The 15,289-nt window shown below is 36.3% G+C and carries 13 protein-coding genes and 1 other annotated feature; of the genes, 9 read left to right on the forward strand and 4 right to left on the reverse strand.

Features of this window, described 5'->3' with window-relative positions:
* Positions 1–170: 170 nt before the first annotated feature.
* A complete protein-coding gene (locus MUA37_RS12785; protein ID WP_262624932.1) occupies positions 171–1,004 on the reverse strand; it encodes a ParB/RepB/Spo0J family partition protein in 834 nt (277 codons plus the stop codon).
* Between the two features lie 201 nt (positions 1,005–1,205).
* Positions 1,206–1,524, forward strand: a binding site (T-box leader).
* Positions 1,525–1,584: 60 nt separating this feature from the next.
* Here MUA37_RS12785 and MUA37_RS12790 point away from each other — a divergent pair.
* The 9 genes from MUA37_RS12790 (at position 1,585) to MUA37_RS12830 (ending at position 10,609) form a co-directional block, all read left to right on the forward strand.
* Entirely contained in the window at positions 1,585–2,688 is a 1,104-nt protein-coding gene (locus MUA37_RS12790) for a PLP-dependent transferase (RefSeq protein WP_193325272.1), read from the forward strand.
* Positions 2,685–3,860: a cystathionine beta-lyase MetC gene (metC, locus tag MUA37_RS12795; protein ID WP_021459378.1), complete on the forward strand. Its 1,176-nt coding sequence runs from the start codon at positions 2,685–2,687 to the stop codon at positions 3,858–3,860. Before MUA37_RS12790 ends, metC begins: the two co-directional genes overlap by 4 nt.
* Positions 3,814–5,655: a bifunctional homocysteine S-methyltransferase/methylenetetrahydrofolate reductase gene (locus tag MUA37_RS12800; RefSeq protein WP_002509666.1), complete on the forward strand. Its 1,842-nt coding sequence runs from the start codon at positions 3,814–3,816 to the stop codon at positions 5,653–5,655. The genes metC and MUA37_RS12800 overlap by 47 nt, the downstream gene beginning before the upstream one ends.
* Positions 5,649–7,895, forward strand: a complete 2,247-nt coding sequence (gene metE / locus MUA37_RS12805; protein ID WP_031266687.1) for a 5-methyltetrahydropteroyltriglutamate--homocysteine S-methyltransferase — start codon at positions 5,649–5,651, stop codon at positions 7,893–7,895. Before MUA37_RS12800 ends, metE begins: the two co-directional genes overlap by 7 nt.
* A 23-nt stretch (positions 7,896–7,918) precedes the next feature.
* Positions 7,919–8,662 carry a cyclase family protein gene (locus MUA37_RS12810; protein ID WP_103388630.1) on the forward strand — a complete coding sequence of 248 codons (744 nt, stop codon included), beginning with the start codon at positions 7,919–7,921 and terminating at the stop codon, positions 8,660–8,662.
* A 273-nt stretch (positions 8,663–8,935) separates the two neighbouring features.
* Complete coding sequence (locus tag MUA37_RS12815; protein WP_002509669.1) at positions 8,936–9,214, forward strand: TM2 domain-containing protein; 279 nt, start codon at positions 8,936–8,938, stop codon at positions 9,212–9,214.
* Between the two features lie 191 nt (positions 9,215–9,405).
* Complete coding sequence (locus tag MUA37_RS12820) at positions 9,406–9,942, forward strand: TetR/AcrR family transcriptional regulator (protein ID WP_142020046.1); 537 nt, start codon at positions 9,406–9,408, stop codon at positions 9,940–9,942.
* Positions 9,943–10,254: a DMT family transporter gene (locus tag MUA37_RS12825; RefSeq protein WP_031266689.1), complete on the forward strand. Its 312-nt coding sequence runs from the start codon at positions 9,943–9,945 to the stop codon at positions 10,252–10,254. It begins immediately after the preceding gene.
* A 13-nt stretch (positions 10,255–10,267) separates the two neighbouring features.
* Positions 10,268–10,609 (forward strand): DMT family transporter, encoded by a 342-nt coding sequence (locus tag MUA37_RS12830; RefSeq protein WP_002509672.1) that lies wholly within the window; start codon positions 10,268–10,270, stop codon positions 10,607–10,609.
* Between the two features lie 275 nt (positions 10,610–10,884).
* Here MUA37_RS12830 and MUA37_RS12835 read toward each other — a convergent pair whose 3' ends face one another.
* The 3 genes from MUA37_RS12835 to MUA37_RS12845 all read right to left on the reverse strand — a co-directional run bounded on the left by MUA37_RS12835 (position 10,885) and on the right by MUA37_RS12845 (position 15,167).
* Complete coding sequence (locus tag MUA37_RS12835) at positions 10,885–12,345, reverse strand: carbon starvation CstA family protein (RefSeq protein WP_262624695.1); 1,461 nt, start codon at positions 12,343–12,345, stop codon at positions 10,885–10,887.
* A gap of 262 nt (positions 12,346–12,607) precedes the next feature.
* Positions 12,608–13,792 carry an NAD(P)-dependent malic enzyme gene (locus MUA37_RS12840; protein ID WP_002509674.1) on the reverse strand — a complete coding sequence of 395 codons (1,185 nt, stop codon included), beginning with the start codon at positions 13,790–13,792 and terminating at the stop codon, positions 12,608–12,610.
* 31 nt (positions 13,793–13,823) lie between these two features.
* A complete protein-coding gene (locus MUA37_RS12845) occupies positions 13,824–15,167 on the reverse strand; it encodes a 2-hydroxycarboxylate transporter family protein (protein ID WP_002509675.1) in 1,344 nt (447 codons plus the stop codon).
* Positions 15,168–15,289 lie beyond the last annotated feature (122 nt).

Raw genomic sequence — 15,289 nt, forward strand, 5'->3', positions numbered from 1 at the left:
TAAGCATGCGCTTTTTATATTATTGGTTTAAGAATGTTGTGTATCATTGATAAAACCTTAACTGTATCGATAGTAGAATGCAATTTATAATCTCGTTCTTAATAGCAATCATGTCCTTAACGAGTGTTATGTTGCATACTTTATAGTTTATTACGACAACGGGACTATTCTCATGTTCGATAGTGGGCATTTAATTGTTGTATGAGTTGCTTAAATTCTTCCTCTGACGTAAATTCAAATGTGATATGCCCTTTTTTGTTCACGGTAGAGATATTCACCTTTGAGCCATATTGGTCTCTTAATTGACGTTCTTGTTGTTGAATAAACTTTGGCTTTTCCTTACTAGTAGGCGATTGTTTTGGTGGCTTACTATCTTTTGTTGAATTGATATAATCTTCTAAATAGCGAACGCTCCAAGACTCCTCGTAGGCTTGCTGTGCCATTTTATTCATTGTACGCTTATCTTTAACAGCTAATAGTGTACGTCCATGTGCTCCCGAAAGTTGTTCATCGCGAATCATTCGCATGATTTCAGTTGGTAAATTAAGTAAACGTAACATATTAGCAATATACGGTCTCGATTTACTTAAGCGTGTCGCAACTTCTTGTTGTGTTAATTGTAGGTCATCCATTAATTTACGATAGCTTTCAGCTTCTTCAATTGCGTTCAAGTCTTCGCGCTGTAAGTTTTCAATAATCGCAAGTTCCATCATATCTTCATCTGTCATTGTTTTGACAATAGCAGGAATCGTTGTCAGACCCACACGTTGTGATGCACGAAACCTGCGTTCACCTACTACAATATGATAGCCTTTTATAGTTTGCCGTAAGACAATTGGTTGTAGAATGCCGTGTTGTCGAATAGAACCCGCTAAATCATCTAATTTAGTATCATCAAATGTTTTTCGGGGTTGGTATGGATTGGCTTTAATTTGATCTAGTGCAATATGTTGCACCTCTTCATCCTGGGTAGTAATTAAACGGTTGTCTTCTGTCTGTGCGATGATATTCACCTACCTTTCTAACAGCTTTACTGTTATTTTATGAATTTTTATACGTGAGAACAAGTAGAAATATTTATACTAGCGCAGATTAGCCTTTTTATTCTAATATCAAAATAATCTCGTTAATCTAAATTTTCAGAAAAGTTGTTGACAAAATTTCTTTTAATGTGTAAGCTATGATTTATCAGTTAAAACAAATAGCTAAACACTGTAATAAGGAAAGTAGAACTAGCCCTGCTGGCACAGAGAGTCTTCAGTTGCTGAAAGAAGACACAGAAAGCGAGTTTGAAAATGGCCTTTGAGTGCTGGTGCCAATATGAGGCATCATCGGGATCGCCCGTTATAGCGATACAGTATTAACATCAGTTACATGCCGATATGGAATTATCTTCCATTATTTTGACCTATCCAAAAGGAGGCAAAATATCTGTGCAGCAGCTGTTAGCGTACTGGATAAGGTTGTTTTAGCAATAAAACAACAAACTAAGGTGGTACCACGAAGCAAGCTTTCGTCCTTTATATCCGAATTTTTCGGGTCTAAAGGACGGAAGCTTTTTTATTTTTTAGGAGGTTATATATTATGAAAAATACTGAATTGGCTCAAATCGCATTAACACAAGATGTTACTGGCTCTATCGCCAACCCTATTTATTTATCAACTGCATATCAGCATCCGCATTTGGGAGAATCGACGGGTTTTGATTATACAAGAACGAAAAACCCTACACGTTCAGCATTTGAAGAAGCGTTTGCTAAATTAGAACGCGGTATAGCTTCCTATGCAACGTCTAGCGGTATGGCAGCAATTCAACTCGTTTGTAATATTTTCAAACCAGGAGATGAGGTGCTCGTATCTTTTGATTTGTACGGAGGTACATTTAGACTATTTGATTTTTATGAACAACAATATGGCGTGAAATTTAAATATGTCGACTTTTTAAATTACGAAGAAGTACAACAAGCACTAACACCACAAACACGTGCACTTTTTATTGAACCAATATCAAATCCTTTAATGTTAGAGGTCGACCTTGAACCTTACTATATTTTAAGCCAAGAGCGTAACTTGTTAACTATTATTGATAATACGTTCTTAACACCTTATCTTTCAACACCATTAGAGGAAGGTGCAGACATTGTTTTACATTCAGGTACTAAATATATCGGAGGTCATAACGACGTCTTAGGCGGCATCGTCACAGTTAAAGACCCACAACTCGCTGAAGACTTTAACGCCTTACACAATATGATTGGAGCGACATTATCACCAATCGATAGTTATTTATTACAACGAGGTCTAAAAACATTACATTTACGCTTAGATCGTTCAGAAGAAAATGCCAAACGACTTGCAGAGCGATGTTCGACGTTATCATCAATCTCTGAAGTATTATACAGCGGCCGCACCGGTATGATGAGTTTACGTTTACACAAAGACTATAGCGTTGCCAAATTTTTAGAAAACATTGATGTTTGTATCTTCGCAGAAAGCTTAGGTGGTACTGAGACATTGATTACCTTCCCATATACACAAACACATGTTGATATGCCCGATGTAGAAAAAGATAAACGTGGCATTGACGAATATTTAATCCGTTTATCTATTGGCGTTGAAAACTATGAAGATATCGAAGCAGATATTATTCAAGCATTAGAAAAATCTAAAGTAGGAGTGATTTCATGACTTTATCAAAAGAAACAGAAGTAATATATGATGCACACCGTGGACAGGACTATGATTCAGCAAACCCACCATTATATGATTCATCAACGTTCCATCAACAAGTACTAGGTGGCGATGCAACATATGATTATGCACGCAGTGGCAACCCTAACCGTAATTTATTAGAAGAAAAACTAGCTAAACTAGAAGGGGCTGACTACGCCTTTGCTTATGCTTCAGGTATTGCGGCTATTTCATCAGTCTTACTCACGCTTAATAGTGGCGATCACGTCATTTTACCTGATGATGTATACGGAGGTACGTTCCGTTTAACAGAACAAATTTTAACACGCTTTAATATACGATTCACTACTGTAGATACAACAGACGTTACGGCAATTGAAGATGCAATTGAGTCACAAACTAAATTGATTTATTTAGAAACACCATCCAACCCACTATTTAAAATCACTGATATTAAAGCAGTTGCTCAATTAGCACAAGCACGTGATTTACTAGTAGCAGTTGACAATACCTTTATGACACCACTAGGACAATCTCCATTGACATTAGGTGCAGATATCGTTGTTCACAGTGCTACTAAATTTTTAGGTGGTCATAGCGATATTATTGCTGGAGTCGCTATTACTAATAATAAAGCTGTCGCAGATGCGTTGTACTTATTACAAAACGGTACAGGTAATGCCTTATCTGCACAAGATAGTTGGACATTGGCTAAACATTTAAAAACTTTACCTGTACGCTTTAATCAATCTGTAAGTAACGCGCAACAATTAGTTACATTCTTATCAGAACGCGATGAAGTCGCAGAAGTTTATTACCCGGGACATAATGAGACACATTTAGCACAAGCTAAACATGGCGGTGCTGTGCTCGGTTTCCGTTTAAAAGATGAAAATAAAGCACAAGCTTTTGTAGACGCATTGTCACTACCACTTGTTTCAGTCAGTCTAGGCGGTGTTGAAACGATCTTGTCACACCCAGCCACAATGTCACACGCAGCAGTGCCTCAAGATGTACGTGAAGCACGCAATATTACCTTTGGTCTGTTTAGACTAAGTGTTGGTCTAGAAGACCCAGATGAACTTATCGCTGACTTTAACTACGCATTTAAGGAGGCTTTTAATGACTCAACTGTTACAAGCACTCAAACACAACATACTCATCGCTGACGGCGCGATGGGAACAATACTTTATTCTGAAGGCTTAGATACTTGTCCTGAAGCATATAATCTCAGCCATCCAGAAAAAGTCGAACATATTCATCGTTCATATATAGATGCTGGCGCTGACATTATTCAGACCAATACGTATGGAGCTAATTTCGAGAAGCTCAAAGCTTACGGATTAGAACATAAAGTGAAGGACATACATCAGGCTGCCGTTAAAATTGCTCAACAGGCTGCCAATGATGATACGTATATCTTAGGTACCGTTGGCGGCTTTCGAGGTGTGCGCCAAGAGGACTTAAGCTTATCTGCCATCCAATACCATACAGGCATTCAAGTCGATACTTTAGTAGAAGCTGGCGTTGATGGTTTACTCTTCGAGACGTATTATGATTTAGAAGAACTAACAAATATCATTCAAGCGACACGTCGTAAATATGATATTCCTATCGTCGCTCAACTAACAGCTTCTAATACCAATTATTTACGTGATGGTTCAGAAATCAATAGCGCATTACAACAACTTAAAGCCAGTGGCGCCGATGTTGTAGGATTAAATTGTCATCATGGACCTCACCATATGCAGCAATCTTTTTCACATATTGAATTACCGGATGACGGTTACTTATCTTGTTATCCAAACGCGAGTCTATTAGATATCGATAACAGTGAATTTAAATATAGTGATAACGCTGAATATTTTGGTAGCGTCGCTCAAAAATTAATAAATGAAGGCGTTCGCCTGATCGGTGGTTGTTGTGGTACAACACCCGAACATATTAAATTTATTAAGTCATCTATTAAAGACTTAAAACCTGTTACACATAAAGATATTATTCCTATAACTAAACACCAAACTAAAACAACAACGACAAGTTCCAAAGTTAATTTAACTACTAAAGTGAAACAACGTCCAACTATTATTGTTGAATTAGATACACCCAAACATCTCGATACAAGCTTATTTTTCAGAAATATCAAAAAATTAGATGACGCCGATATAGATGCGGTAACGTTAGCTGATAATTCCTTAGCTACTGTCCGCATCAGCAACATCGCGGCAGCTAGTCTAATCAAGCAAAATTATAATATTGAACCGTTAGTACACATTACTTGTCGTGACCGTAACCTTATAGGTTTACAATCTCATTTACTCGGTCTGTCACTCATTGGCGTCGACGAGATATTAACCATTACTGGTGATCCTTCAAAAATTGGTAACCTTCCCGGTGCCATGAATGTTTTTGATGTGAACTCCAAAGGATTAACAGAAATCGCACAACGTTTTAATCAAGGAATCAATACTGATGGTGATGCGCTGAAGCAAGCAACGAACTTCAACATCGCAGGAGCATTTGATCCTAACGTACGTAAACTAGACGGGGCTATTCGACGTTTAGAGAAGAAAATCGATAGCGGAATGAATTACTTCATTACCCAACCCGTTTATAGTAAAGAAAAAATCAAAGCAGTATATGAAGCAACAAAGCATTTAAATGTACCTTTCTTTATTGGTATTATGCCAATCACCAGTTATAACAACGCGTTGTTTTTACACAACGAAGTACCTGGCATAAAACTATCTGAAGAAATATTAACTCAATTTGAAGCAGTTAAAAACGATAAAGAAAAGACACGCGAGCTCAGCATTTCAATCTGTAAAGAGCTTATCGACACTGTACATGAATATTTCAACGGCTTATATCTGATTACACCCTTCCAACGTGTAGATTTTTCTTTAGAACTAGCAGCATACTCGAAAACCATCACTTCAACAAAACAGGAGGCAATATTATGACAATTAAAACATCAAATTTAGGTTTCCCAAGGTTAGGTAGAAAAAGAGAATGGAAAAAGACAATCGAAAGTTACTGGTCTAACAAAATTTCTGAAGCAGAGTTAAATCAACAATTAACAGACTTACACAAAGAAAATTTACTACTGCAAAAAAATTATAATTTAGATAGTATTCCAGTCGGTGATTTCTCATTATACGATCACATTTTAGATACATCATTACTCTTCAATATAATTCCGGAACGCTTCCAAGGACGTGAAGTTAATAATGATCTGTTATTCGACATTGCCCGAGGTAATAAAGAACACGTAGCGAGTGCTTTAATTAAATGGTTTAACACGAACTACCATTACATTGTTCCTGAGTGGGATAACGCTGAACCAAAATTAAATCACAATGTTTTATTAGAACGTTTTAATTATGCCCAATCATTAAATGTTAATGCGCATCCTGTTATTGTTGGCCCTATTACATTTGTTCAACTATCAAAAGGTGGCAACCAAACATTTGAAGAAAAAGTTCAAACGTTACTACCATTATATAAAGAAGTATTACAATCACTTGTAGATGCTGGCGCTGAATATATTCAAATTGATGAGCCAGTCCTTGTGACAGATGCAAGTGCAGATTTCGAAAATATTACTAAACAAGCTTATGATTATTTCGCTGAAGCAGGAGTTGCTAGCAAATTAGTAATTCAAACATATTTTGAACGTGCGAATATTAAGTTTTTAAATACTTTACCTGTTAAAGGTTTTGGGTTAGATTTCGTCCACGACCGTGGTTACAACTTAGAGCAACTTAAAGCTGGTGATTTAGACCAAGATAAAGCAATTTACGCTGGAATTATTGATGGCCGTAACGTTTGGGCTGCCGATATTGCCGCTAAAAAAGACTTAATTGAAACACTACAAAACTATACATCCGAATTAGTGGTGCAACCATCAGCATCATTACTACACGTTCCAGTTTCATTAGATGATGAAACTTTAGATGAAACGATTGCTGAAGGCTTAAGCTTCGCTACTGAGAAATTAGATGAGCTCGATGCATTAAAACGTGTAATCAATGACAATGATTCTGACAAATTTGATGTGTTAAAAGCACGTTATGAACGTTTCCAAAACCAAGCGTTTAAAAATCTAGAATATGACTTTTCACAAGTGCGTGATACACGTCAATCACCATTTGCAGAACGTAAAAAACAACAAGACGCACAACTCAACTTACCAGATTTACCAACAACTACAATCGGTTCTTTCCCACAATCAACTGAAGTGCGTAAACAACGTGCTGATTGGAAAAACAACCGTATCTCTGACGAAGCATATAAAACATTTTTACAAGATGAAATTGCACGTTGGATCAAAATTCAAGAAGATATCGGTTTAGATGTGCTTGTTCATGGTGAATTTGAGCGTAATGACATGGTTGAATTCTTCGGTGAAAAATTACAAGGGTTCTTAGTAACTAAATTTGGTTGGGTACAGTCTTATGGTTCTCGTGCCGTGAAGCCACCAATTATTTACGGAGATGTAAAATGGACAGAACCATTAACTGTCAAAGAAACAGTATATGCCCAAAATTTAACTGACAAACCAGTAAAAGGTATGCTGACAGGTCCGGTTACGATTTTGAACTGGTCATTTGAACGCGTCGATTTACCACGTGAAGATGTCCAAGACCAAATTGCTTTAGCTATTAACGAAGAAGTTTTAGCATTAGAAGCAGCAGGCATTAAAATTGTTCAAGTCGATGAACCTGCATTACGTGAAGGATTACCATTACGTTCTGAATACCATGCAGATTATTTAGACAAAGCTGTTCATTCATTCAAACTATCTACATCATCTGTGGCAGATGCAACACAAATTCATACACATATGTGTTATTCTCAATTCGGACAAATCATTCATGCCATCTATGATTTAGATGCTGATGTTATTTCTATTGAAACATCTAGAAGTCATGGTGATTTAATTAAAGACTTTGAAGACATCACTTACGATTTAGGTATTGGTTTAGGCGTATACGATATTCACAGCCCACGTATTCCAACAGAAGATGAAATCACAACTGCAATCCACCGTGCATTGCAAGAAATCGATCGTTCATTATTCTGGGTTAACCCTGACTGTGGATTGAAAACACGTAAAGAAGATGAAGTACGTGAAGCCTTAACTGTATTAGTCAATTCAGTAGAAAAATTACGTGAATCTAAAGATCCAGCAACAGTTTAATTAAGTAAAGGAGCATTGATACAATGACACAATATCCATTATGGGACCAACTAGAACAGTTAAAACAAACAGAGTGGGTAGATTTAACACACACCTTTGATGAGCATAGCCCACGCTTTAGTGAGTTTGAAAAAGCCGAAGTTTCTACATTATATAACATCGAAGATCATGGCTTTTTTGTACAACGTTGGAATCTCGTGACGCAGTATGGTACTCATATCGATGCTCCCATCCATTTTGTGCCACACCAACGTTACTTGGAAGAATTAGAACTTAAAGAATTAGTATTGCCATTAATTGTTTTAGACTTTTCCGAAGCAGTTGCACAAGATGCAGATTTTATCGTTACCAAAGACCATATATTGCAATGGGAACAAGTACATGGCACAATTGAACCGCATACTTTTGTCGCCTTACGTACAGATTGGTCTAAACGTTGGCCCAATATCGAACAGTTTGAAAATAAAGATAGTGACGGACAATTACATTTACCAGGTTGGGGCCTTGATGCATTACAGTTTCTCTTTGAAACACGTAACATTAAAGCCATCGGTCACGAAACCTTTGATACAGACGCTTCTGTAGATGTCGCTAAATATGGAGATATTAGAGGAGAGCGTTATGTCCTTGGTCAAGACACGTATCAAATCGAGCTGTTAACTAACTTAGATCAACTCCCAACTAGGGGTGCAATCATTTATACGATTAGCCCCAAACCCAAAAATGCACCTGGGTTTCCCGTGCGTGCATTCGCGATCAAACCTTGAGCCAAACAAGTAAAGTAAACTAGCCATTTACATTTGAACTTGTGTAGTAAAAATTGAGCCCTTTACTACAACATTCTATCCTTTCTATTTCATTATATATGACCTTGAGCAATTGCTATAGCAACATTTTGCTCTATAGTCATCATTACAGGGACGAGCATAGGAATTCACACTACAACTAGTGATTTCTAGCTCGCCCCTATTTTAATGTTTTATAGTGTTAAAACAGTCAATATAATAAATACTATGAGTTATCAAGGAGGATTTCACTTAATGTCAGAAGTAGATACACAGTCGAATACTTTAGTCGAACGTAATAAACTCATCATCGCATACATACTTTGGTTCTTTTTTGGTCAATTAGGGGCACATCGGTTTTATGGACGAAAATTTAATACCGCCATTTGGCAAGTAGGACTAGGCCTTACTGGTTGGGTTACATCACCTATCTTCATTGGGTATGGTTTGCTATTTATCTTATGGATATGGCTGATCATCGATCTCTTCCTTATCCCTAAAATGTGCCGCGAACTATCATCATCAACAACATAAAACGCACTTAAAAAGCCAAGTAAGCACTCATATAAGAAGTGTTTACTTGGCTTTTTGTATATAAAATTTCTTCACACATTCAAAACTTAAACTCAATCGTCCTTTAACATGTAAAATTGCGTACTTAATTATTCTATGTTAAATTTACTGTACTGAACGGTCAGTATAGTAAACATTAATGAGGTATCGTGATGAATAAAAAACAAGAATTATTACAGCATGCAGCTACAATTATTCAAGAAGAAGGTATGCAAAAATTAACAATGGATTACTTAGCTAAAAAAGCTAATATCACTAAAGGTGGTGTCTTATATCACTTCAATAATAAAGACACATTAATTCAAAAAATGAATGAAATGGCTATTGCAGATTTTGAACAAAGTATAGAACATCATATCTCCAAGTTGTCTGGGAATTATGTATTTACCCGTGCTTATGTATTAACTACGCTAGATTATTTGCGTCAATCCTCGAACGCTCAATTAACTGCTGTGCTTATATCTTCGCAGGAAGACAAAAACAGCTTACGGTTATGGCAAAAAGTAGTACAACAATGGTCAGCACGCTTTGCTCAAGATCAAGGAGATCCTGATGAAATCTTAAAATTACGTTTAATGAGTGATGGTTTATGGTTTACTATCATGTATGAAGAAGCTGATACCGCACAAATGGCTCATATGGAACGTATTATATTCGATATGTTAAATTCACTCGCTCAGGAGGAATAAGTGATGGGAATTATTTATTTAGCAGGTGCCATTATTTCTGAAATTTTCGGTTCCACGATGTTAAAATTTAGCGCAATATCACGCAAGAAACTATCTGTTCTTGGTGTCATTGTCAGCTATCTTTTAGCATTTTATTTTTTGTCTTTAACAGTAATGTCGATTCCACTCAGTTTTACTTATGCAGCTTGGAGTGGTATTGGTACTGCTTTAACAGCGGCAGTAGGTTTTATTATTTTTAAAGAACGTATTCAACGTCAAACGATAATTGGTTTGATGTTACTTATTATCGGACTCATACTGTTGAGGCTTTAAGGAGGTATTGTACATGCAAGGTTATCTTTATTTATTATTATCTATTGGTTTTGAAATTTTTGGTACTTCAATGTTGAAGTTATCATCAGGATTCACCAATATCATTCCAAGCATAATATTAATTATTAGCTTCGGTATAGCATTTATCTTTTTATTATTTTCTTTAAAAACATTACCTTTAAGCAAAGCATATAGTATTTGGGCAGCGTTAGGTACAGCTGGTACTACATTGATTGGTGCACTTTTTTTCAATGAAATTTTATCGGTCGTCAATGTTATCGGTATCGTCGTGGTTATTACTGGGGTTGTTATTATGAATTTGGACTTCACCAACAAAAGTATTAACCACAATTAAGTTTGAGATATTATTAATTCGACCTAGCCATATTTCAATTGTAGTCATACTTGCCGAAGTGCGACGACACAAGCTTTTTAGGAAATTATATTTTTGACCGACTCCCATCTGTCAGTAATCTATATAAGTGATTAAAAACTGTTATTGTTTAGCGTGAAACATTACAGCTCAACTTAAAAATGGATGTCTACTACTTATCTTTTAGACTTCCTGTAGACATACTTAAAGAGCCTAACCCTACTTAGGGTCAGGCTCTTTAGCTATTTATTCAACGATTAAGACGACACAGTATTTTGACCATATGGTATTTGATGATCTAATTCAAATGACGTTTGCGCTACCGTTTGTTTATATTGGTAGACGAAGTAAATAATCCATAATAACGTTAAACCAAAGCCAAGATAATAACTTAATGTTAAGTCTAACCCTAACCCGATTTTTTGACTTAAAATATAGACGAAAATATTCCATGTCATAAATGTAGCTGGGATAGCTGCCACCCAAAAGTTTTTCTTAGCTAATAGTAAATACATTGCACCTACCCATAATGCTACAACGGCAGTCGTTTGGTTCGCCCATGAGAAATAGCGCCATAATATAGTAAAATCTACTTGCGTTAAACCAAAGCTGATAACAAACAATGGAGTCGCCACCCATATACGTTTCATAATTTTACTTTGCCCTATATTTAAATAATCAGCAATAATCATACGCGCACTTCTAAATGACGTATCACCACTCGTAATTGGTAAGATAATAACGCCCAGAACAGCAATCGTACCAAATACTGAACCTAATAATAAATGCGACGCTTCACTTACAACTAATGCCGCTTCACCACGTGCTAAGACATCTTGTAAACCACTGTAACCATTAAATAAACTCATACCAGCAGCAGCCCAAATCATAGCGATGATACCTTCTGCAATCATCATGCCATAAAAGATAAAACGACCATTTTTCTCTTTATTTGTTGTTCTAGAAATAATCGGTGTTTGTGTCGCATGGAAACCAGATAAGGCCCCACATGTAATTGTAAAGAATAATAACGGGAAGATTGGTGCGCCATCTGGATGCATATTTTGAATGTTTATTTCTGGAATCGGTGCCCCCGTTTGAACCAATCTAAAGCCAATACCTACCGCACTAATTAATAATAAGGCTCCAAAAATTGGATAAACACGACCTATAATCTTATCAATTGGTAAGAGTGTCGATAATACATAATAAACAAATATCACAAAGATAATAATGCCTAAAGCAATACGACCATCCATTAAGTTATGTAATAATAATGCCGGACTCGCCACAAAGACTGTACCCGTCAGTAATAACAATAATATTGAGAAGATATTAACAAAGTGCTTCATGACCTTACCTAAAAACTTCCCTGCTAATTCAGGTAAATGTGCCCCTTTGTTACGAATAGAAATCATACCTGTTAAATAATCGTGAACTGCACCGGCAAAAATACATCCCACTACAATCCAAATAAATGCTACTGGACCATACAATGCTCCCATAATTGGACCGAAAATAGGTCCAACCCCTGCAATATTCAGCAATTGTATTAATGAATTAGACGACGTTTTCATCGGTAAATAGTCAACATTATCACGTTGATCATAGGCTGGTGTAGGTCGCTCTTTATTAGGACCAAACATCTTATCAATGTATTTACCATATGTGAAATAACCTACCACTAGCAAAATGATCGATACAATAAAAGTAATCATAGTAAATAATCCCCCTTATTTCTATTGAAAGCGTTTTCTTTAATTTAATCATAACTTATTGAAATGCACAATGTTAGGAATTAATTTATTGATATACTCCCGTATGAAACTATTTATGCTGCGTGCTTATATTAGCTGATTTTGTAGCGGAAATCGTGCACAAAAAAACTGCCAACAAAGTCAGAGACTTTGTCGACAGTCTGAAAGTACTTTAATCTAAGGTACTTTTTTGTGCCGTTATAAGTTTGTATTATTACTAGATTTAGTTCATTGTGACAGCTTGATCTTCTGTCACGGCCGCTTCTACAGCATCTGCCACCGCATCTACTACATTAGGATTTAACGCGCTAGGAATAACGTAATCGGCAGTTAATTCTGATGGGGCAATTACTTCAGCAATTGCATGAGCTGCTGCTACTTTTGCTGCCATGGTAATATCTTTTTTCTGTGCTTGTAAAATACCTTTAAAGATACCCGGGAAAGCGAGTAGATTATTAATTTGATTTGGATAATCTGAGCGTCCTGTTCCTATAACTGTGGCACCTGCAGCACGAGCATCTTCGGGATATATTTCCGGTACTGGATTGGCTAAAGCAAAAATAATTGGATTCTCATTCATTGTAGCGATGTGTGCTGATGATAAAACGTTAGGTCCCGATACACCGATAAAGACATCCGCATGGACAATGACATCATTTAAATCACCTTGTATATGCGCACTGTTTGTCTGTGTAGCAATGTTTTGTTGGGCTGGGTTCATCCAGTCTGCACCTTCACACACTACACCTTCTAAGCTCACTAATGAAATATTGTTGTAGCCTGCAGCTAATAATAATCGAGCTATAGCAATACCTGCGGATCCTGCCCCATTAATAACAATTTTTAAGTCATCATGTTGTTTCTTTACTACTTTACTAGCATTGAGTAATGCGGCTAACACAACGATTGCTGTACCGTGTTGATCATCATGGAAGACTGGAATATCTAATTCTTCTTTTAAGCGTGCTTCAATTTCAAAGCATCGTGGGGCTGCAATATCTTCTAAGTTAATGCCTGCAAAATTAGGTTGTAACGCTTTTACCATAGCAATAATTTCTTCGGTATTTGTTGTATCAAGGCAAATTGGAAAAGCATCTAAGCCTGCAAAAGATTTAAATAAAATACTTTTCCCTTCCATTACTGGCAATGCGGCTTTCGGACCAATATTTCCTAAACCTAAAACAGCTGTACCATCTGTTACAACACCAATCATTTTGCCTCTCGATGTTAACTTGTTTACTTTCGTTTCATCTGCAGCAATTGCTTTACAGACTTCCGACACACCTGGGGTATAAACAACGCTTAAATCTTCTTCGCTATTGACTTCAATTTTACTCGCGACTTCTATTTTACCTGCGTATTGTTCATGTAGTGCAAGTGCTTCTGTTTTATATGTGTGTGTAGTCATTTTAATACTCCTTATTGTTCTATTTTCTTAATTAATTTAAAAGTTTTAATAATAATGATGCGCCAATAACTGTGGAAACCCCGCCAATACGTGTTGCTACTTGCGCAAATGGCATTAAGGACATACGTCTTGATGCTGATAAAATAGCTACATCACCAGTACCGCCTAAACCACTGTGACAACCTGTAACAATCGCTGCGTCTACAGGATACATATTCATTAATTTTCCGACAAAATAACCTGAACTTACCATCGTAATAACGACTGAAGCACAAATAATAGCATAGGCTGGTGTTACAATTTTCACGACATCTTCCAGTGGAATATATAACATACCTAAACCAACCATAAGTGGCCACGTCAAACTTGTAGAAACAAATTTATATAAATGATGCGCACCGTCTTCCATTTTCTGTGGCATCAATTGTAAACATTTAATAAATGTTGCAAGTAATATCATAATAACCGGACCTGGTATACTTATAAATTTTTCTGCTAACCCACCGAAAATAAAGAAACTACATGCGATAAGTAAACCTGCACCCATTAAGCCAAAGTCGATTGGTTTCTTTTCATTTTGCGTTTCTGCCGTTAAATCATTTTTACCGTCAGATTTAACTAATGTTCCATTGCCTGACAATGCTTTGTTTTTTTCGCCTAATCTCATCATTAAACCAGCTGATACCACAGCAACAATATTGCCGATAACTGCTGCAGGAATCATTTGCCCTACAAATGACTCTGCAGATTCACCTAAGATAGATGAATACGCTAATGATAAAGGTAAGATACCTTCACCAATGCCACCACCAATAATAGGTACAATGATGTAAAATAATGTGTGCATCACATCATAACCAAATAAAAAACCGACGCCGATACCAACAAGAATTGCTGATGCTGTACCTACAATCAATGGTACAAACATACGCGTGAAACCTTGAATTAACATTTTGCCATTCATGCCTAAAATACTACCAACAACTAAACACGAAATGTATAAGTATAAAAAGTTCGATGTTTTCATTAATGTCGTTACAGCTTTCATAGTCGCTGGATTAATTAAATTTAAAAATACTAAGACAGATGGAATCAATAAAGCTAAAATGGCTGGTCCACCAATATCTTTTAAAATAGGAATTTTCATCCCTAAGTCGCCTAGTAAAATTCCAATAATCATAATCACTGCAAAACCACCAATCATATCTGGTGGTAATGTATTATAAACAGATGCTGCATAAATAATAATTGCTAACGTTATATATAATGGTAATGGCACTACGCCCACTTTAAGCTGTGTTATTTTCGTCCATAAGCTTGCATCTCTGTCTCCCAGCCCAGAAGAAACCGCTTTCATTTCACTTTTTGAAATCATAATAATCCCCCTCATTTAACATATATTCATCCTAATGCTAAATAAAGGGGAAGCCTAGTTTATGAAAGTTTAATAATCTTTTTGTAATTAAAAAAAGCGCTATCATTTGCTCTACTTATTAT

Source organism: Staphylococcus arlettae (genome assembly GCF_025560845.1).
Classification (GTDB): Bacteria; Bacillota; Bacilli; order Staphylococcales; family Staphylococcaceae; genus Staphylococcus; species Staphylococcus arlettae.